16 protein-coding genes are annotated in these 19,673 nt (G+C 68.8%); 5 read left to right on the forward strand and 11 right to left on the reverse strand.

Translation table 11 applies throughout. The annotated features are described in order from the left end of the window. The first annotated feature begins 148 nt into the window (after positions 1-148). Complete coding sequence (locus G6038_RS31865; protein ID WP_165038461.1) at positions 149-2,761, forward strand: LuxR family transcriptional regulator; 2,613 nt, start codon at positions 149-151, stop codon at positions 2,759-2,761. A gap of 476 nt (positions 2,762-3,237) precedes the next feature. Here the strand turns inward: G6038_RS31865 and G6038_RS13990 are convergent, their stop codons facing one another. Further along, positions 3,238-4,128: a helix-turn-helix transcriptional regulator gene (locus G6038_RS13990; RefSeq protein WP_165038462.1), complete on the reverse strand. Its 891-nt coding sequence runs from the start codon at positions 4,126-4,128 to the stop codon at positions 3,238-3,240. Positions 4,129-4,357: 229 nt separating this feature from the next. Here G6038_RS13990 and G6038_RS13995 point away from each other — a divergent pair, with 229 nt between their 5' ends. Then, entirely contained in the window at positions 4,358-5,059 is a 702-nt protein-coding gene (locus tag G6038_RS13995; protein WP_165038463.1) for a hypothetical protein, read from the forward strand. A 313-nt stretch (positions 5,060-5,372) separates the two neighbouring features. Next, entirely contained in the window at positions 5,373-5,753 is a 381-nt protein-coding gene (locus tag G6038_RS14000) for a hypothetical protein (RefSeq protein WP_165038464.1), read from the forward strand. A 1-nt stretch (position 5,754) separates the two neighbouring features. Here the strand turns inward: G6038_RS14000 and G6038_RS14005 are convergent, their stop codons facing one another. Then, entirely contained in the window at positions 5,755-5,958 is a 204-nt protein-coding gene (locus tag G6038_RS14005; protein ID WP_165038465.1) for a hypothetical protein, read from the reverse strand. Between the two features lie 257 nt (positions 5,959-6,215). Between G6038_RS14005 and G6038_RS14010 the strand changes: the two genes are divergently transcribed. After that, the gene (locus G6038_RS14010; protein ID WP_165038466.1) at positions 6,216-7,673 is read left to right on the forward strand and encodes a cytochrome P450; all 1,458 of its coding nucleotides are present in this window, start codon (positions 6,216-6,218) and stop codon (positions 7,671-7,673) included. Between the two features lie 211 nt (positions 7,674-7,884). After that, positions 7,885-8,811: an oxygenase MpaB family protein gene (locus G6038_RS14015; protein WP_165038487.1), complete on the forward strand. Its 927-nt coding sequence runs from the start codon at positions 7,885-7,887 to the stop codon at positions 8,809-8,811. A 108-nt stretch (positions 8,812-8,919) separates the two neighbouring features. Here G6038_RS14015 and G6038_RS14020 read toward each other — a convergent pair whose 3' ends face one another. The 9 genes from G6038_RS14020 to G6038_RS32090 form a co-directional block, all read right to left on the reverse strand. Then, a complete protein-coding gene (locus G6038_RS14020) occupies positions 8,920-10,215 on the reverse strand; it encodes an acyl-CoA dehydrogenase family protein (RefSeq protein ID WP_165038467.1) in 1,296 nt (431 codons plus the stop codon). Between the two features lie 32 nt (positions 10,216-10,247). Continuing rightward, positions 10,248-11,300 carry a phosphotransferase family protein gene (locus G6038_RS14025; RefSeq protein WP_165038468.1) on the reverse strand — a complete coding sequence of 351 codons (1,053 nt, stop codon included), beginning with the start codon at positions 11,298-11,300 and terminating at the stop codon, positions 10,248-10,250. A gap of 95 nt (positions 11,301-11,395) precedes the next feature. Beyond that, entirely contained in the window at positions 11,396-13,297 is a 1,902-nt protein-coding gene (locus G6038_RS14030; RefSeq protein ID WP_165038469.1) for a GAF domain-containing protein, read from the reverse strand. Positions 13,298-13,377: 80 nt separating this feature from the next. Further along, a complete protein-coding gene (locus G6038_RS14035; protein WP_165038470.1) occupies positions 13,378-14,625 on the reverse strand; it encodes a bifunctional 3,4-dihydroxy-2-butanone-4-phosphate synthase/GTP cyclohydrolase II in 1,248 nt (415 codons plus the stop codon). 5 nt (positions 14,626-14,630) lie between these two features. Continuing rightward, a complete protein-coding gene (locus tag G6038_RS14040) occupies positions 14,631-15,125 on the reverse strand; it encodes a flavin reductase family protein (protein ID WP_165038471.1) in 495 nt (164 codons plus the stop codon). A gap of 63 nt (positions 15,126-15,188) precedes the next feature. Next, positions 15,189-16,286, reverse strand: coding sequence for an LLM class flavin-dependent oxidoreductase (locus G6038_RS14045; protein ID WP_100054749.1), 1,098 nt, complete (start codon positions 16,284-16,286; stop codon positions 15,189-15,191). Positions 16,287-16,332: 46 nt separating this feature from the next. After that, entirely contained in the window at positions 16,333-16,758 is a 426-nt protein-coding gene (locus G6038_RS14050) for a nuclear transport factor 2 family protein (RefSeq protein WP_165038472.1), read from the reverse strand. 144 nt (positions 16,759-16,902) lie between these two features. Further along, positions 16,903-17,628, reverse strand: a complete 726-nt coding sequence (locus tag G6038_RS14055) for an SDR family NAD(P)-dependent oxidoreductase (RefSeq protein WP_100054747.1) — start codon at positions 17,626-17,628, stop codon at positions 16,903-16,905. Then, positions 17,625-19,598, reverse strand: coding sequence for an LLM class flavin-dependent oxidoreductase (locus tag G6038_RS32090; RefSeq protein ID WP_165038473.1), 1,974 nt, complete (start codon positions 19,596-19,598; stop codon positions 17,625-17,627). The genes G6038_RS14055 and G6038_RS32090 overlap by 4 nt, the downstream gene beginning before the upstream one ends. Positions 19,599-19,673: the final 75 nt, after the last annotated feature.

Here is a 19,673-nt window from a genome sequence, read left to right on the forward strand (position 1 = left end):
GGGAAGGACATGCTCGCATCTTCGGAATTCGCACTGGCCACGGCGTGGGCAGATTCCGAAGGTGCGAGCAAGTCTGGGCGCCCTTGAGGCCCTCCGGGTCGCTGCATGATGGTGGACACGGTACGAGCGACGTCCCTACCATGCGGTTATGGCGGGGGAAGGGCCGCTCATCGGACGCGCAGGGGACTTGCGTCTACTCGAGGCGGCGCTCGACGGCACCGACGGTTACCGCGGATGTGTGATCGCCGGCCAGGCCGGGGTGGGCAAGAGCCGACTGGCGCACGAGTTGGTCCTCCGCTCATCGTCGGCCGGCATTCCCGTGCGGTCGGCGGTGGGGACGGCATCGGCGCGGACGGTGCCGCTGGGAGCTCTCGCCGGTTGGTGTGACCACCCCACCTCCAACCCCCTTCAGCTGATCGACCAGCTCGTACAGTCGTCCACTTCCGAAGGTTCGGACGAGGTGTTGTCGATCGACGATGCGCATCTGCTCGACGAACTGTCGGCATTCGTGATCCACCATGTGGCATTGCGGGGGACTGCCCGGCTGATCGTCACGGTACGGTCCGGAGAGCCGGCACCTGATGCCGTCACCGCCCTGTGGAAGGACGGCATGCTGCTGCGGCTCGACCTTCAGCCATTGTCGCGATCCGAGTCCGACGCACTGCTCGCCAGTGTGCTGGGCAGTCCCGTCGACGAGAAGTCGGCGTCGAAGATGTGGGATCTCACGCGGGGCAATGCCTTGTACCTGCGGCATCTCGTATCACAGGAGGTGACCAGCGGCCGACTTCGAGAATGTCACGGATTATGGTTCTGGCAGGAGGAATTCACCGTTTCCGACAGTATTGCGGACCTGCTCGGCGAACAGATCCGCCGCCTCCCGGAGGCGGTGCGCACGGTCCTCGACATGGTCGCGGTCGCGGAACCGCTGCCCGTCGCGGTGCTGTCGGAGCTGTCCGACATCGATGCGGTGGAAGAGGCGGAGAACCGCGGGCTGATCCGGGTGGACGCCGAAGGTCGGCCGAGAACTGCGCGAATGGCTCATCCGCTGTACGGAGAGGTGCGCCGAGCACGAGCCGGGGACACGCGACTTCGGCGCCTGCGAGGGCGTGTCGTGTCGGCGCTCGCGGATCGCCCGCCGTCCGGACTCGAGGACGTCGTACGACGGGCGGTCCTGCACGCCGACTCGGACCTGCCGATCGACCCGGACCTGTTCCTGCGCGCCGCTCGAGGCGCGATGGCGCTGCTGGATCTGTCCCTCTGCGAGCGGCTGGCTCATGCGAGTTCCCTCGCCGGAGGCGGGGCCGAAGCCGACCTCTGCCGTGCTCACGCCCTCCTGCTGCTGAACCGGGGAACCGAGGCCGAGGATGTGCTCGCCGCCATGCCGCTCGAAAGCTTGACGGACGATCGGCTCGCGCGTCTGCTGACGCTCCGGGCCACGAACATGCTGTGGATCCTGGCGCGGCCGGAGGAATCGAAACGGATTCTCGACCACGCGCTCGGCGACGCCCCGCCGACCGTGGCGGAGTCGTTGCGCGCCGTTCGAGCCGTACAGAGAGCGGTCGCGGGTGATCCCCTGGCCGCACTCGAACTCGGCCGGGATGTCGACACGACAAGGGTGCCCGCGTCGTCGGCGATGTGCGCGATCTGGGGAACTGTCATCGCGGCAGGGGATGTGGGCGAGTCGAACCTGGCCTCAGAAACCGCATCGAAGGGCTACAGGCTGGCGACATCCTGGCAGGAAGCCTCGTACCAGCGCGTAGGCCTCGTCGAGTTCCATGTCGGCGCGATGCTCCTCGCCGGCGAGGTGGCCGAAGCCGAAGCCGTTGCCGCTCGCACCTACCGCGAGTGCATTCGGCTCCCCGGTGTGACGAGCGCGGTGGGAACCGCGATCGCGGGCATGGCCGCCCTCGGGGGCGGGCGGCTGGCACTCGCCCTCGAACACCTCGAGCGGGCCTTCGCCGAGTTCAAGTCGCTCGACTACCCGGTCCTGATGTATCGGTACGGCATACTTCTCGCTCAGGCACTGGCAATGGCAGGCCGCAGTACTGCGGCGACGGCGCTACTGTCCAACGTCGACCAGAACCGGCACCCGGCCTTCGACTTCGTCGACTCGGAGCGGTTGCTCGCTCACGCCTGGAGCCATGCGGCGCTGGGGGAGGTCAGTGCAGCGGCGGCGGTCGCGCTCCGGGCCGCGGAGTACGCCGTCGCGCATCGTCAGAAGGCTCGGGAAGTGATGTGCCTACAGGTCGCAGTTCACCTGGGTGACGCGACGGGAAGAGGGCGGCTGGCGCAGCTTGCGGAGAGCACGGGAAGCCGTCGCGCGTGTATCGCGGCCGCGTTCGCCTCTGCTGCGTCCGCCCAGGACGGGGTGAAGTTGTCCTCGGTGGCAGAACAATTCGAGGAGATGGGGGATACTGCTGCTGCCGCCGATGCTGCTGCGCACGCCGCCCTTGCGTTCGCTCGCGCGAACCTACGCGGGTCGTCGTTGACGCTGGGCGCCCGCGCGCAACGTCTTGCCCGGGAGTGCGGAGGGCTGACCACCCCGGCTCTCCGTGAGACGCTGGACCGCGACCTTCCTCTTACGCCCCGTGAGCGCGAGGTCATCTCGATGGTGATGCGGGGTCTGACGAATCGGCAGATCGCCGAGGCTCTGACGATGTCGGTGCGGACGGTCGAAGGGCATCTGTATCGGGCCCAGGCGAAGACCGGAACTCACGACCGGCACGAACTCGCGGCCCTGCTGCGCGAGCAGTGGCGTTGATGCACTACCGCTTCGCCGATCGTGGTGCCGACGCATGCGGGCGGATCGATCCCACTTCGAGTAGTGGACTACTCGCGCTCGGCCCCCGGGGCGCGCATAGATTCGAAACCGCACCACTTCCTGGCGGACACCGAACTCGCCATCTCAGAACACGGGGTCGCGAACGTGTCCAGCGTTCGAAACATCTGGAGGGAATCTCATGAACATTCATCTCGGGAACAAGGCACGGGCATCGGTGGCGGCGGCATTGGCTACCCTCACAATTGCCCTCGGGTCGTCCTCGGTGGCCGCAGCCGAGCCTGTGACACCGCAGAACCCGGTCGTCCATCCGGTCTTCCTCGGTACGACGAACCCATCGTGTGGGCCGCTCGTGTCACTGCCGCTGATCGGGCCCATTCTGAACATCGTCTGTCGCGTATGAGTCAGCCGGAGGCGGAAGGTGTGCCGAAGTCATGACGTGCCTTCCGCTTCCGGTGTCATCGCTTGGGAAGGCTGCCCAGGAGTCTTCCGAGCTCGTCCCAGCTGCAGACCCCGGCCTTCCGGCAAGCGCGGTACAGATGACCTTCGACGGTGCGCACCGAAAGCACCAGTCGCTCCGCGATCTCCCGATTGGACAAGCCTCGTTGCGCGAGCTCCACGATCTCTCGTTGGCGTCCGGTGAACGGGACCGGCTCCAGAGCGGCCCGTAATGCGGGAGTGCTCGCACCTTCGCAGGCCTCAGCCAGTCGTCGTGCGACGGCACATGCAGTCAGTGCGGGCCCGCGGCGGCCGGCCCGCCGGAAGTTGGCGGCGGCGTGGGCCGCTGCGTCCGCAGCCGCGACGAGATCTCCGAAAGCCTCGTACGCACGGGACGCTTCGAGTAGTGCGTCGCCGTCCCGCCTGGCCAGCGCGGTCGCGTGGACGGCGGCGGCAGCGACCCGTGGACCTGAGACGACGGTCGACAACTGACGTAGACGGCGCGCCGTCGTCGAATCACCGAACTGGGTGGCGATTTGCAGACATTGCACTTCGCGGGCGGGCCGGCCCTGGTCGGCGGCCGTACGTACGGTGGTGATCGCCTCGCTGAGCGCACCGGTCGCGGCTTTCGCCCATCCGTCGGCGACGGCGATATCCGGGTCCCACATCGCGAAGCCGGGCCCGATCCGGACGTCTACTCCGGCGAGAATGTGTCCGGCCTCGTCGGGTTTGCCGGACATCGACAGTGCTGCAACGAGGAGCGTGGCCGAGAGCAACCCCGGCGTGGTGTTATCGACGGATCCGGTGGACTGCGCAACCGCATCGCACAGGTGGCGTCGAGCTGTCGCGAGACGGCCGTGCGCGACCTCGCACATCCCGACCATGAAGTTGACGCCGACCGCGTGGGGCATGTCGAGGCCGTGTTCGTATAGGCGACGGGTGACGTCGTCGGCGTCGCCGAGCCGGCCCGCCAGCAGATATGTGGTCAGCTCCAGCAGGCCGAGTCCGAAGCGTAGGTGTGCGGCCTCGAAGGAGCCCTCGGCGAGGGCATATCCTGCCGTCGCGAAGAGCGTCGCGTGCGAGGTCGACGGCGGTGCGGCATTGCCCGCGTGCCGCGGCGGCGGTCGAGCACAGTGCCCGGTGCGCGTCGCGCCGGTCGAGGCGCGCAGCCAGGGCCTCGGTGTTGGCCAGGATGTCTTCAGCCTTGCACGGCGCCCGCTCCACCCAGGTCGAGTTGCCCGCTCGGACGAGTGCGATTCGCAGTCGGAGCGCACTGTCGGGAACGGTGCCCGCCAGTTCGGAGAGGAGCTTGTCGGCGTCCTGTCCCCGCTCGAGCAGTCCGAGGGTGAAGGCGCGCGTCAGGTGAGCCGCGGTACCACCTCCCGCATCGACGGCCGCGTGTGCGAACCGGTCGGAGAGGTGTGCGTCGAGCAGTCGCATGGCTGCCGATGCCGCCTCGAGCAGGAGTGGCGGTGTGGCCGGGCAGTCGGAGTCCATGGTCAGGAGTGCCCGCCGCACGGTTGTCCGGGGATCGATGTCACCGGCGGCGGTGAGCGCAGCGGCGACGCGTCCGCGGATCATCCGAAGCCTGAGGGCGCCGGCTTCGGCACGGCGGACGTCTCCGATCAGCGGGTGAGCCAACCGTACGGTCGGTGCGCGGCTGTCGGTATCCACTACGGCGCGCCTGCTCGCTTCGGCTGCGTCGAGTGCGGCGGGATCGACCACTGTTCGCAACACCGCGAGGTCGAGGGGTTCACAGGTAGACAGGACGTCGAGCACCTCGCAGACCGGAGCCGGCTGCCGGCCGATGCTTGCTTCCACCAGAGCGAGGAGGCTCGGTGACAGGCCAGAAGGACCCGGCCACAGCCAGACGCCCGACGTCTGCGTCAGCCGGCCGGCTGCATATTCGTCTTCGAGGAGATGGCGCAGATAGAGCACATTCCCCTGTGTGCAGGCCCAGAGACGCTCGGCGCTGGACGCCTCCATCGGTCCCTCCAGGGCCGCCTCGACGAGCGTGCGTGTCGTCCCGGGACAGCGGATGCAAGGCGAGTCTGCTCAGCGGTCCGTCCTTACCGCACCGGGTGAGTGCATCCGGACAGTGTTCGCCGGAGCGGACGGTCAGGATCACTGTCGCCAGCCCGCGGAGCACGAGTCGGTGGACCACGAATGCCGACATGTCGTCGAGCAGATGTGCGTCGTCGATGCCGATCACGGCCCGGTGGGGCCCACCGGCCAGCCGGGTGAGAACGTCATGAACTCGCATGAGCGGGTCGGCGCCGAAGTCGGTGACGACGTCGGCGAACGCGCCGAGCGGGACGCTTCGGGACGACTCCGTTCCTGCCGTTCAGTAGGTACGCCACCGGCGGGCGCGCGCTTGGTCCAGGGCCTCGCGTGCGAGGCGGGTCTTGCCGACGCCCGGCGCGTCGGCAATGACGATGCCGGCGCAGGAGCTGTCCCCGGCGATCATGCCGCGGACGATCCGCAGTTCGTCCCCCGGCCGGTCAGCGGCCACGCGCTGAGCACACACGAATTCTAGGTCACCACAGCAGCGGTGCTTCACCGTCGGATGACACCTGGAGGGTGCCCGGTTCGGTCTCCGCGACGCGCACGACTCTGCCCGGCTCCACGTACTCGGCGAACGGTTCGTTGCCGGCTTTCGCTGCCCGTGTCGGTCGCGCTGTCGCGTACGGCTCCGGCAGCTTCTCCGATATTGCATCCCAGGTCTCGATGTTCTCGTCCATGTATCGAGGGTTGTGCTGCCGCGCGAGAGTGGCACGCGTAGAGAGGTACTCGATTCGGATCCGTGCAGGACCGGAACGTCTCGTCGTGCCCATGCGTACCGCGGTTCGGCACGAGGACCGGACTGGGGTAGTGCACTACTCGCGTCGCCCGCCGCCGGGCGTCCGATGCTGAGTGTGCGGTCCGGAGACCCGGCCCGCCCGGGCGGTCGTCACCGCGTCGAATTTCTGCCCGGCCCATCCGAACGACAAGGACAGCCATGTCATGCAACAGCATCCACGGCCCGCTGTCATCGCCGCAGCCGGGGCGAACGCCGGTACCGTGCACATCGTCACGGGAGCCACCGACCGTCCGGGGAACGTGGCTGCTGGGATCCACGAGGGAACTGCTTCGTGATCCCCTCGAACTCGGCCTGCGCGGGTATGCCGAGGGAGGCGACGTCGTACGCTACGTCGTCGGGCTGCCGGGCCGGCGCCGCGAGTTCTTCACGGTCAATCACCCGGACGGCGTCGGGGAACTGCTGAACGCTCCGCGCCACCTCAACTACCGGAAGGACTCGGAGTTCTACCGCGCGATGCGCGACCTGTACGGGAACGGCTTGGTCACGAGTCAGGACGAGGCATGGTTGCGTCAGCGTCGGTTCATCCAGCCCCTGTTCACCCCGCAGAGCGTAGACGGCTACGTGGCGACGATGGTCGAGGAAGCCGAGCGTGTGGCCATCAGATGGCACAACTGCTCGAGTCACCTCGTCGACCTCGACGGAGCGATGAGTGCCCTGACGCTCGGTGTTGCCACTCGCATCCTGTTCGGCGTGCAGGCGCCCCGGATGCTGCCGATCCTGCGCACGACGTTGCCAATCTTGGGGCGCGCCGTCCTGCAGCGGGGTGCGTCCGCGATTCGGATTCCCACTGCGTGGCCCACGCCAGGGAATCGGAGAATTTCGCGTGCGGAATCTCGTCTCGACGGGTTGTGTGACGCGATCATCGAGCGCCGCCGCACCGCCGTTGAGCCGGGGGCGGATCTGATCGGCCGCCTGGTGACGGCCCGAGAAGATGGCGACACGCTGTCCACCAAAGAAATTCGCGATCAGGTCAAGGTGTTCCTGCTGGCCGGGCACGACACCACGGCCACCATGTTGACGTTCGCGCTGCACCTGCTCGGCAAGGACGCGGGTGTGCAGGATCGAGCGCGGGACGAAGCCGAACGGGTGCTGGGGGGCGAGACGCCGACGGCCTCCGGTGTCCACGCGCTGACGTACGCGACGATGGTGCTCGAGGAGGCCGCGCGGTTGTATCCACCCTCGCCGTACCTGACGCGGCGGGCAGTCGAGGAGAGGGAGGTGTGCGGATACCGGATCCCTGCCGGTGCGGACGTCAACCTGGCGCCGTGGGTGATCCACCATCGTGCCGACCTGTGGCCGGATCCGTTCCGGTTCGACCCGGATCGCTTCACTCCGGACAGGGTGAAGGAGCGTCACAAGTATGCGTGGTTCCCGTTCGGTCACGGTCCCCGCGGCTGTATCGGTCAGCGCTTTGCGATGCTGGAAGCGGCGATAGCCCTGGCGATCCTGGTCCGTGAGTTCGAGTTCCGTTCCCCTTCGGGATCGGTGGCGGTGACCACCGACCTGCTGCTGCACCCGGTCGGTGCCGTGCCGTGCCGTGTCCGCCGACGTGTGCCGGTGCGCCTCGCGGACCGTCGGACGCGCCAGCCGTCGTAATCGGACGCTGGAATCGGACGGCGGTTGCGGACGAGGACCGTCGGACCCGAGGTGGTGGCGCATGCCTGACCGATCGCAGATCTCCGCGTGTTTCCGGAGATTGCGCGGTGTGCGGCGTGGGCAGATTCCGAAGGTGCGAGCAAGTCTGGGCGCCCTTGACACTTCCGGGCAGCGCCTCCAAACTGACAACGTGCGTAGTCAAAGCGAGCTCGTGCCGCTCGGCCCCGACAGCCTGACGTGGAAGTACTTCGGCGGCTGGCGCGGAATGTTGTTCGGCCCCTGGGCCGGATCGATGCAGAACATGCACCCGGGCCTCGGTGCGGCCGTGGAGGAGCACTCGCAGTTCTTCGACGAGCGCTGGGAACGCCTGTACCGGTCGCTGTACCCCATCTACGGCGTTGTCTTCGACGGTCCGCGCGCCCAGGAGACCGCCGCGCAGGTGCGTGGCTACCACGACACGATCAGGGGGATCGACAAGAAGGGCCGGCGCTATCACGCCCTCGACCCCGACACGTTCTACTGGGCGCACGCGACGTTCTTCTACAGCCTCGTCGTCTCGATCGAGTGGTTCGACGGCCCGCTGTCGCTCGCCGACAAGCACAGGCTGTTCGACGAACACGTCCAGTGGTACCGGCTCTACGGGGTGTCGACGCGACCCGTTCCGGAGAGATGGGAGGACTTCCTCGCCTATTGGGACCGCATGTGCCGGGAGGTGCTCGAGGACAACAAGGCGACCCGCGACGTGCTGGACCTCTCGCACCTCGACCGGCCGCCGTTCCTGCGGTGGGTGCCCGCGAGCGTCTGGAAGGTGCTGCGGCCGCCGATGACGCGCGGGTTCGTCTGGCTCACGATCGGGCTGTACGACCCGCCGGTACGCGCGCTGTTGGGCTACACGTTCTCCGACCGCGAGCAGAAGCTGCATCGCCTCATCGGCCGCTCGATCGGATTGGGGGACAAGCTGATTCCTCGTCGTCACCGCTATCATCCGCGCGCCCGGGCCGGCTGGGACCGCGCATCCGGCCGCATCCCGGCCGACGCGCCCGTCGTGCACACGCCCGATCGCAATCTGCCGCCGGCGCATCTGCTGGGCAGCCCGATGCACTACACCGGAGCGCACGAGCCCGCCGGCACCTCCTGAGTGTTCGACGAACGTGCACTTCTCGTGACGACACGCCGGGGCAGTGGCACGAGAAGTGCACGCTCGGTCGCCGGGCGCGCACGTCGCGCGACGAGCGCGCCCCGGCGTTCACAAGGACGCGAGCACCTCGTCGAACAGTGCGGCGTAGCGTTCCTGTGCGGCGCGGCGCCGGGTGGGAACGTGCTCGGTGGGAACCCGGTCGGCAGGGGCTTCGTAGCCACGCAGGATCAGCTTGGCGACGGTGTCGCGGTGCACCTCGTCCGGGCCGTCGTAGAGCCGCGCGGCGCGCGCCGCGCGGTACATGAAGTCGAGCGGCAGATCGGAGCTGTAACCGAGGGAGCCGTGGGTCTGTACGGCCCGGTCGATGATGTCGTGCAGGATCTTCGCGCCGAAGTACTTGATCATGGCGATTTCTTTCCGGGCCGCCTTGGTGCCCTGGGTGTCGATCACCCATGCGGCCTGCAGCGTCATCAGCCGCAGCGCCTGCATCTCGGCGGCGGAGTCGGCGATCCAGTTGCGGACGGTCTGCTTCTCGCCGAGGACGCTGCCGTGCGCGAAGCGGTAGGTGGCGCGTTCGCACATCATGTCGAAGGCGCGGTTGGCCTGACCGATCCACCGCATGCAGTGGTGAATACGGCCGGGCCCGAGCCGCTTCTGGGCGATGAGGAAGCCGTCGCCGGGATTGCCGAGCAGCGCGTCGGCACCGACCCGCACGTCGCGCAGGGTCACCTCGCAGTGCGAGCCGTAGGTGTTCTCGCGCGGCGACGGGTTCTCCATCGAGGCGATGTCGCGTACCACGTGCAGGCCGGGGGTGTCGATGGGGACGATGAACTGTGAGGCGCGGCGGTGTCGTTCGGCCTCGGGATCGGTGACTGCGACGACGATGACGAAGTCGGCGGTCGAGGCGTTGCTGATGAACCACTTGTCACCGCCCAGCACCCAGTCGTCGCCGTCGCGGACGGCGGTGGTCTGCAGGTTGGTCGGGTCGGCGCCGGCGTTGTCCGGTTCGGTCAGCGCGAAGGCCGAGTACTTCTCACCGGCGAGCAGCGGATCGAGCCAGCGGTGCTTCTGCTCGTCGGTGCCGACCGCGGCGAGGATCTCCGCGTTGCCGGAATCCGGTGCCTGGCAGCCGAACACGATCGGTCCGAGGGGCGACGAACCGAGGATTTCGTGCATCAGGCCGAGCTTGACCTGGCCGTAGCCCTGTCCGCCGAGTTCGGGGTCGAGGTGCGCGGCCCACAGCTGCTGGGCTTTGACCTGTTGCTGCAGCGGCGCGATCGCGATGAGCAGCTGCGGCCAGGTCAGCTCGAGGGTTTCGAGCGGACGGATCTCCTCGCGCACGAAGGCGGTCATCCAGTCCAGCTTCTGCTGGAATTCGGGTTCGGTGGAGAAATCCCATGCCATGTGTGTCTACCTCCGGTGTGCGGATCGGCGGGTCAGTCGAGGAAGCGCAGGGTGCGCTCGAACAGGTGGAGGGCGTACCGGTGCAGCCGGTCGCCGACCGGGCGGGGGGCCTGCCCGGAACAGGCGCGGGCGTAGGTGCCTTCGAGGATGATGCCGAGTTTGAACGCGGCCAGCGCGGTGTACCAGTCGAGGGCGGCCAGATCACGGTCGGTGTTCTCGGCGTACCGCTGCACCAGTTCCGCACGGGTCGGCAGTCCACCGGCGGCGGCGAGGCGGCTTTCGAGCAGGTCGGGCTCGCCGTCGGACTCGGGCCAGATCGCGAGCATCCAGCCGAGGTCCAGCAGCGGGTCGCCGACGGTGGCCATCTCCCAGTCGACGATCGCATTCACCGTCGGGGCGATCCGGTCGAACATGACGTTGGAGACGTGGTAGTCGCCGTGCAGGATGCCGGGTGTCCACTGCCGGGGCCGGTTGTCGTCGAGCCACGACGCGAGGCGGTCGACGCTGGGCAGCAGCACCGTGGGATATCCGGACAGCAGCGTGTAGGACTCGAGTTCGCTGGTCCAGCGACCCACCTGCCGTTCGAGGAACCCCTCAGGGCGTCCGAATCCGGTCAGACCGATCGCGGCCGGGTCGACCCGGCCGAGTTCGGTGAGCGCGTCGACCATCGCCAGGCCCATGTGACGGCGGGCGTCCCGGTCGGCGGCGTGGGCGGGGGACAAGCCCTCCGCTGCGTTGTAGCCGTCCACAGCGTGCATCAGATAGAAGACGGCGCCGAGGACGTCGGGATCCTCGCACCCGGCGATGAAACTCGGGTGCGGCACCGCGGTCCCGGCCAGGGCACGCAGCAACGTCATCTCCCGCAGCATCATCCGGTTGGAGTGCGGGCGAAGGTGTTTCGGTCCGCGGCGCAGGACATAGCGGGTTCCGGCCCGCCCGAACGCGAGCATGATGTTCTGCGTTCCGCCGCCGATCGGGGAGACCTCGGTGAGGTCGCCGGCGCCGAGGCCCCGTGTGTCCATCCAGTCGCGCAGCGCGGCGAGATCGACTCCCGTCAGGTCGCTGTCTGTCGTGTCGGTCGGCATACAACGACGGTATCGGCCGGGTCCGGCGGGGGCAGTGCGGCTTTCACCGCTCGTTGTGGGTTTCCACAACCGCCGTGGAGCGGGGTCCGCGCTGGTCAGCGGCCGGAGAAGTCGAGGATCTGGAAGGCGAGCCGCGCCGAGAGCATGACGTCGAGACTGGCCGGATCGAGTCGGGTCAGTTCCTTGATCTTGCCCATCCGGTAGCGCACCGTGTTCTCGTGCACGTCCAGAGCCTGTGCGGCGCCCTGGACGCGCCCCTCGGCGGTGACGAACGCGCGCCACGTGTCGAGCAGGACGCCGTCGTCGGCGGTCTGTACAGCGTGCAGGTACTCGTGCGCGAAGTGCACCGCCTCCTTGACCCGGCCGGAGCTGACGACCAGCCGGAACAGTCCGAGCTCGGTGACGTCGAGGACCCCGGCGGACCATTCGAACGACCGCGCGATCTCGGCGACCTCCCGCATCTCCCGGGCGGCCTGCGGGAAGTCGGTGACCTCCCGGCACACACCGGAGATGACGGTGGCGCCGGTCGCCAGCTGCGGCTGCAGCGACGCGCGGATCCGCGACACCGCGTCGCGCACCCGCTGCAGTTCCTCGGCGGAGCCGCCGTCGGGCAGCGGCACCAGTACGATCACGCTGCCGGGCAGTTTCACCGCCGCCGGCTCGTCGATCCCGAGCACCTCCTGGAACCGGCGGGTGACCAGGCGCTGTGCGGCGGAGGCGGACATCCGCTGGTTCGCCGCCAGTGTGAACCGGACCAGCACGTGCGGATACGTAAGGTCGATACCGAACTGCGGGCCGCGCCGCACCAGGTGTTCCTTGTCGCGGGTGTTGCGCAGCAGATCCGACAGGTAGTCGTCGCGGGCCTGGCCCTGGGTCTCGATCTGCCGGCGTTCGGAAAGGATCTGCAGGGACAGCACCGTCGCGCCGTGTTCGGCGATGTTCGCGTCGACCTGCTCGAGCGAGCGACCGACCTCGACGATGCCCAGGTAGCCGTTGGGTTTGCCCTCGATCATCAATCGGCACAGCAGGTGCCGGCGGCCGAGGCCGACGGACAACGTAGGCGGCACCACGGCCGACGGCCGGTCCGGGCTCAGGCCGGCGAGTTCGGCCTCGACCGAGGGCATGCGCCGGATCTGCTCGGAGATCACCGGGGCGCGGTCCAATCCGAGGGTGACCGGCGCCGCCCAGGCGAGTACCCGGAAGTCCTCGTCGTAGAGGACGACGGGTTTGGTCGACAGGTCGCTGAGCAGACGCACCACGCGCTGGATGTCGGCGCCCTCGAGCACGGCGTTCGTGAGCTTGCGGTGCACGTCCGCGAGATAGGCGAGCGTGTTGCGGCTGCGGGTGATCTCCGAGGCCTGTGCCCGCAGCCGCGAGTTGAGCATCGCCTGGGTGAGAAACAACGCGCTGAGCTGGGCGAACATCTCGGCGATCTCGATGTCCTCGGCGGTGTAACGGCGGGGGAGGTCCTTGTTGTCGACGAAGAGCAGGCCGATGACCTCTCCGTCGAACACCAACGGCACCCCGAGCATGGCGCGGACCCGCCAGTGCTCCATGGTTCGGCGATGGGGGCGCGGGTCGTTGGGGACGTCCTCGATGAGCACCGACCGGGCGGTCTCGATGATCTCCCGGCTGAAGTGGTCGCCGGCGATCCCGGATTCCTGGCGCTTGACGGCTTCGGTGATGTCGCCCTCGTCGGCGCAGTGTCCCGCGGCGCCGCGGAACCGGCCGTCGGGGCGTCTGAGGTAGAGCGAACTGCGGGACACCCCGAGCACGGTGCACAGTTTCACGCACACCGAGCGCAGCAGCTGTTCGAGGTCGGCGTCGCCGATGGCTTCGCCGGTGATCTCGGCGAAGGCGGTGATGACGTCGCGTTCCCGGGGCCGGGTCGCGGGGTGACCCACGAGGGTGGGCGCGTGGGCGGCGGTCGGGACCGTCGCGCGGGCGGAGCCGTGCTCAGGCGTCGTCGGCTCGACGTTCCCGCTCGGCAGCGCCATGCGTCTACCTCACCTCCCGGCGCCCGAGGGTGCGGCGCCGCCACGTGTCGATGTTGTTCATTATCACAATCTACGGGAAATCAGGTCGCGATCACAGTCGCCAGTGCGCCGTCGAGCTCGTGGCCCATCCGGTCCCGCTTGGCCCGCAGGTAGCGCACGTTGTGTGCGGTGACGACGGTCGGCAGCGCCACCCGCCCGACAATCTCGATCGAATAGCCTTCCAGGCCACCGAGTTTGCCGGGGTTGTTGGTGATCAGCCGCATCCGCCGCACACCCAGGTCGGCGAGGATCCGGGCGCCCACCCCGTAGCTGCGCGAGTCGTCGGGCAGGCCGAGCGCCCGGTTCGCGTCGACGGTGTCGAGGCCCTGCTCCTGCAGCGAGTACGCGCGGATCTTGTGGGCCAGTCCGATGCCCCGGCCCTCGTGGCCCCGCAGGTACACGAGCACCCCGCACCCTTCCCGGGCGATCTCGGCGAGCGCACGCTCGAGCTGCGCCCCGCAGTCGCATCGCAACGAACCGAGGATGTCGCCGGTCAGGCACTCGCTGTGCACCCGCACCAGCACTCCCTCGGGGGTGCGCCCGGCGGCGGCGACGTCGCCCATGACCAGCGCGAGGTGCTCGGTGCCGTCGAGCACCGATCGGAACGCCACAGCCCGGAATTCCCCGAACTCGGTGGGCATCGTCGACTCGGCGACGAGCTCGACGAACGGCTCCGTCGCAGCCCGGTATCGCACCAGGTCGGCGATCCGCAGCAGGGGCAGGCCGTGCTCCCGGGTGAACGCGACGAGATCGGCGCCGCGGCGCATCGAGCCGTCCTCGGCGACGATCTCCCCGATCACCCCCACGTCTCCGGCCCCGGCGAGACGCAACAGATCCACGGTCGCCTCGGTGTGCCCGGCGCGGGCGAGCACCCTGCCCTCCCGGGCTCGCAGCGGGAAGACGTGCCCCGGCCGGCGCAGATCCGCAGGTTCGGTCGTGTCGTCGGCGAGTGCCCGCACGGTCGCGGCCCGGTCCTGCGCGCTGACCCCGGTCCCGGTGGAGACGTGGTCGACGGTGACGGTGAACGCCGTGCCGTGCGCGTCGGTGTTGCGTTCGACCATCAGCGGCAGGTCGAGGGTGTCGGCGCGGTGCGCGGTCATCGGCGCGCAGACGATGCCGGTGGTGTGCCGGACGATGAACGCCATCTGCTCGGCGGTCATCGTGGCGGCGGCCGCGACGAGGTCACCTTCGTTCTCCCGGTCGTCGTCGTCCACGACGACGACCATGCCGCCGGCGGCGAGGGTCTCGACCGCGAGTTCGACGTCCTGAGCGGGGCTGGTCCGTGGCATGGCGACTACTCCTGTTCTGCGCTGTGGGTGCCGAAGGTGCGCCGGTGGTACGTGAGCGGCGGATGGTCGACGCGGGCGGCGGCTTCGACGTGCCCGAGGACGACGACGTGGTCGCCACCGTCGACGAGGTCGGCCACCCGGCACGCCAACCACCCCGGCGCCGCGTCGACCCGCGGCACCCCGGCCGACAGCGACCAGTCGACCCCGTCGAACTTGTCGGTGCCCTTGCGGGCGAACGTCAGGGCGAGGGCGTCCTGACCGCGGCCGAGGACGTTGACCCCGAACCGTCCTCCGGACCGCACGACCGTGAGCAGATCGGACCCGCGGTCGAGGGCCACCAGCACCATCGGAGGATCGAGCGACAGCGAGGCGAAGGCGCTGACGGTGGTGCCGTGCGGACGGGCGCCGTCGAGTGCGGTCACCACCGTCACGGGGGTGCACACACTGGCCATCACGTCCCGGAACTCGGCGGTGAACTCTTGGGCGGCAATTGGATTCATCACGTCCTCCGACGGGGTCGGCCGAAGCGGTGCCCGGCGAATCCGGGCACCGCCGCGGGCGGCTCAGGCGTTCGCCGGAACCGGCGCCTTCATCTTGTGGAGCTCGGGGACGACCTTCTCGCCGTAGAGCTTCAGGGCCTTCTCCGCCTGCTCGATCGGCAGGCCGCCGAACGCGAACGCCGCGTTGGCGAAGAAGTCACCGACCATCTCGTGCCGGGCGGCATACTTCTCGACGATCTGCTCGGGCGTGCCGTACACGTTGGCCTCGACGTAGGCGTCGGCTGCGGCTTCCATTCCGGCCTCGCGGATCATGTCGGCGCCGACCTGGTAGGTCTCGTAGCCCTTCGTTTCGCGCCAGTGCTCGCCGGCGAAGTCGTAGTGCTTGATCACCGACAGGAAATACCGGGCGACGTGCTCGTAGGCGAGGCGGCGGGCCTCCTCCGCGTCCTCGTGGCAGATCACGAAGTCCTGGATGACCGGCGGCAGGGGCTCGGTGTTCCAGCGCGCCCGGTACAGGTCGCGCCACCGATTGATCGCCTCGGCGTGCTTGCCGAACTCGAACTGCATGAACGTCATCATGCGGACGCCGAGATCGGCGATGACCGGAACGGAGTCGGGCGACATCGCAGCGCCGAACAGGCGGTCGCGTCCCCACTCGTACGCCGGGTTCGGGGCCGGGCGGATCTCGACGCGCTGCTGCGGGTAGAACTCGCCGTCGGGCTGGTCCACCACGCCGGTGCGCAGCCCCTCGATCGCGAGGTTGGCGGCTTCGATGAACCGTCCACGCGCTTCGTCCATCGGGATGCCGAACGCGTCGTACTCCATCTTGGCCAGTCCGCGGCCCATGCCGAACAGGGCGCGACCCTCGGACATCATGTCGAGCATCGTCATCTTCTCGACGACGCGGACGGGGTTGTTCCACGGGAGGATCACCGCGCCGGTGCCCAGCTTGACGGTCGACGTGCGGGCCGCGAGGTACGACATGATCTGCATGTTGTCCGGGCACATCGAGTAGTCGTCGAAGTGGTGTTCGGCGGACCAGACGGCATCGAAGCCGTACTTCTCCGCTGCGACGCCCATCTCGAGTTCGCGGACGAACACCTCCTGGTCGCTGACGTTTTCGTGGTAGTTCTGGAACACGAGCAGCATGCCGACGTCCATGGACGTAACTCCTTGTGTGAGGGGGATGGAGGGGACGGGGAGCGGATCAGGGTGCGAGGAACACGGCCCGGGTGTGTTCGGTGTCGAGGTACTCCTTGACCGACTCGATCAGGCCGTCCCGGATCTCGAAGACGAAGTGGTAGAGGTTGTTGTAGACGCGGCCGTTCGCCATCTCCGAGTACGACTCGGTTTCGACGGCGACCCGGTCGCCCTCGGCCGTCCACGCCCGCGGGGTCAGGGCGATCGCCCCGGTCCTGGTGGTCGCGGACAGGCCCGAGAGCATCTCGCGGAACTCCTCCTTGGTCTTGGTCCCGGAGATTCCGTCGATGGTGCCGGCCACCCACCACGTGGCGGTGGGGGCGAGGTAGCCGAGGATCGCCTCGACGTCGCCGGAGGTGAACACCTCCATGAACTCGGCGACGAGCTTCTTGTTGGCCGCTTCGAGGCTTCCGGCGGTCGCGACGTTGTCCATCTGAGCTCCTTCGAGTGAGGACTTGGACGAATCGGGTAGCGGGGGAAGAACTTCCCAACTGCTGCCTCCGACGGTATCCGGAAGACTGTGGTGTGGGTCACGCAGGTTTTCCGGTCGTTGTAGGCCGCTACAACGACCGGACGGTCACGACCGCGAGCTGAACGAGGACATCAGCCCACCGTCGGTGGCCACCACCGAGCCGGTCATGTACGGCGCGTCCGCGACGCCCACGATGACCTGCGCAATCTCCTCGGGACGGCCCGTTCGGCCCATCGGGATCGCCGCGACGACCCGCTCCCGGGCCCGGCCCGTCAGCGCCGAGGTCATGTCGGTGTCCACGAAACCGGGGATGACGAGATTGACGCGGATGTCCCGCGGCGCGAGCTCGACGGCGAGCACCTGGGTCAGCCCGCTCAGCCCGGCTTTCGCCGCACCGTAGGCTACGTCGCCGGGGAAACCCCGGAACCCGACCACCGCACCGACATTGACGATCGCCGCGCCCGCGGACAGCCGGGGAACGACGGTCCGGGCCACCTCGAACGCACCGGTGAGGTTGGTGGCCAGCACCTCGTCCCAGTGGGCGCGGGGCAGATCGTCGATCCGGCCGCCGCGGTGCACCCCCGCGGCGTTGACCACGACGTCGAGCGCACCGAACCGGTCGAACACCGCGTCCACCCCGAGCCGGATCGACGCCGCATCACTGATGTCGGTGTTGATCTCCACCACCCGGTCGGGGTGCGTCCACGGCGCCGACGCCGGCTTGCGGGCGAACACCGCGACGTTGTCGCCGCGGGCGGCCGCGGCCTCCGCCACGGCCCGCCCGATGCCCCGGGAACCGCCGGTGACCAGCCACGTCCTGACGCCGCTCATCGGTTCAGGAATCCCGTCAACGCGGCGAGGTAGCGGTCCCGCTCCTCGAGGAACGGGGCATGCCCGCTCGACGGGAACTCCACGACCTCGGCGCGGTCGTTGAGCGCCGGCACCGCCTCGGCGCCGGAGAACGGCACGAACGCATCGAGCCGACCGTGGAGCAGCAGGATCGGCACCTCGAGCGCCGCAATCTCCTTCCGCAGATCGATCGTCGCCAGATCACGCAGCGAGTCGTCGCCCCGCGGCCCCATCGACATGAACATGTCCCAGATCGACTCGAGCACGGCCTCGCCGGGGTCCTGGGCGCACACCGCTGCGGCCACTCCACGGAACGTCTCGGCCCGGTTCGCGGCGACCCCGGCGAGCACACCTTCGACGTCGGCGACCGCCCCGCCGTGCGGCCAGTCGTCGGTGGCGGTGTACCGCGGCGACGCCCCACCGGTGAGCACCAACGCCGACGCCCGATCCCCGAGCTGCGCGACGGCCGCGGTCGCCACCGCCCCGCCGAGCGACCAGCCGTTGATCACCGGCCGGTCCAGGCCCAGGTGCTCGACCAGCGCCACCACGTCGGCGGCCAGCGCGGCGATCGACACGTCGTCGAAGTCCTTGTCGGACCGGCCGCAGCACCGCAGATCGAGCGTCACGACCTCGTTGCCGTTGGTGCGCAGGGCCGGAAGTGTCGTGTCCCAGGCGCGGGCCGTGGCACCCCAGCCGTGGATCAGCACGATCGGCCGACCCTCACCACGGTGGTGTTCGAAGTAGATCCTGCGGTCGTTCTCGACGGGCAGATAACCCATGATGTCCTCCTGTGCGAGTGGGGAAGTGGGATCGAGCGGATGGGAAAGCAGAGGGGTGGCCGGAATTGCCGGGTCGTGCCGCAACGCCCGCGGCACCACGGCCGGGCGATCCCGGAACCGGGGCATGACGTGCTCGGCGAACAGCTCGAGCGACCGCATCACCTTCTCGTGAGCCAGGCCGCCGAACCGCATCCAGCAGATCAGATGTTGCAGGCCGGTCTCGTCGTGCAGCACCTCGAGCTGCCGGAGCAGGCCGTCGGGATCACCGACGTACACGACGCCGCCGTCGCGCAGACCCTCGACGGTCATGCCGCCGGCCTCGTCGGCCGCGGTGACCAGCTCGGCGTAGCGCTCGTAGGTCGCCGGCACGTCCGGGCCCTGCGGCACCGCCGCGAGCGCCGCATCGAAATACCAGGTCAGAGCGTCCCGCGCGTTCTCGACCGCGACCTCCTCGGTGTCGGCGAGGTGGATCTGCCAGTTCATCGGGAAATCCAGGCTCAGCACATCCCGGCCGAGGTCGCGCAGCCGTCGTTTGGCGTCGACGACGAACGCATTCAGCTCCGGCATCGTCATCAACGTCGGCGTGACCAGCATGTTGTAGCCCTGATCGGCCGCCAGATCCAGGGTCTCCGGGCTGATCGAGGCAATGTAGATCGGCGGGGTCGGCCGCTGCACCGGGGTCGGGCGGCAGTCGACATGGTCGAGGTCGAAGTGCTTGCCGTGATAGGAGAACGGCTCGCCGGGCTTCTTGCTCCAGAGGCCCCGCACGATCTCGAGCGCCTCGACGAACACCTCGCGGCTCTCGCCCTGCAGATCGGCGACGCCCATGTTGTGGAACTCGTCCGGCTGGTAGCCGCGCCCCACCCCGAAATCGAGGCGGCCACCGGAGATGACGTCGACCATCGCGTAGTCCTCCGCGATGCGCACCGGCCAGTCGAACGTCAGGTTGCTCACCGCGATGCCGATCCGCATCCGTTCGGTGCGGGCGGCGATCGCCGCCGCCGCCACCTGCGGCGACGGCATCGACCCGTAGTCGCTGCCGTGATGCTCGGCCAGCCACACCTCGTCGAATCCGAGCTGCTCGGCGTATGCGATCTGTTCGAGCATCTCGCGGTAGGCCCGGGAGAAGTCCCGGTCCGGGCATTCGAGGACGTAGAAGATGCCGAACTTCACGGTGTGCCTCCTTGCGACGACGCCTCCGGCGGGGCCGTCCGCGCCGCACCGGTGGACCCGACGCTAGAGCGGCAC

It is taken from the genome of Rhodococcus sp. 14C212 (assembly GCF_011058195.1).
GTDB lineage: Bacteria > Actinomycetota > Actinomycetes > Mycobacteriales > Mycobacteriaceae > Rhodococcus > Rhodococcus aetherivorans.

Excerpts from the sequence above, each read along its gene's own strand:
- G6038_RS31865 (WP_165038461.1), top strand. The coding sequence starts at position 149 with ATGGCGGGGGAAGGGCCGCTCATCGGACGCGCAGGGGACTTGCGTCTA.
- G6038_RS13990 (WP_165038462.1), bottom strand. The coding sequence starts at position 4,128 with ATGCCCCACGCGGTCGGCGTCAACTTCATGGTCGGGATGTGCGAGGTC.
- G6038_RS14005 (WP_165038465.1), bottom strand. The coding sequence starts at position 5,958 with ATGGACGAGAACATCGAGACCTGGGATGCAATATCGGAGAAGCTGCCG.
- G6038_RS14010 (WP_165038466.1), top strand. The coding sequence starts at position 6,216 with ATGTCATGCAACAGCATCCACGGCCCGCTGTCATCGCCGCAGCCGGGG.
- G6038_RS14020 (WP_165038467.1), bottom strand. The coding sequence starts at position 10,215 with ATGGCATGGGATTTCTCCACCGAACCCGAATTCCAGCAGAAGCTGGAC.
- G6038_RS14025 (WP_165038468.1), bottom strand. The coding sequence starts at position 11,300 with ATGCCGACCGACACGACAGACAGCGACCTGACGGGAGTCGATCTCGCC.
- G6038_RS14030 (WP_165038469.1), bottom strand. The coding sequence starts at position 13,297 with ATGGCGCTGCCGAGCGGGAACGTCGAGCCGACGACGCCTGAGCACGGC.
- G6038_RS14035 (WP_165038470.1), bottom strand. The coding sequence starts at position 14,625 with ATGCCACGGACCAGCCCCGCTCAGGACGTCGAACTCGCGGTCGAGACC.
- G6038_RS14040 (WP_165038471.1), bottom strand. The coding sequence starts at position 15,125 with ATGAATCCAATTGCCGCCCAAGAGTTCACCGCCGAGTTCCGGGACGTG.
- G6038_RS14045 (WP_100054749.1), bottom strand. The coding sequence starts at position 16,286 with ATGGACGTCGGCATGCTGCTCGTGTTCCAGAACTACCACGAAAACGTC.
- G6038_RS14050 (WP_165038472.1), bottom strand. The coding sequence starts at position 16,758 with ATGGACAACGTCGCGACCGCCGGAAGCCTCGAAGCGGCCAACAAGAAG.
- G6038_RS14055 (WP_100054747.1), bottom strand. The coding sequence starts at position 17,628 with ATGAGCGGCGTCAGGACGTGGCTGGTCACCGGCGGTTCCCGGGGCATC.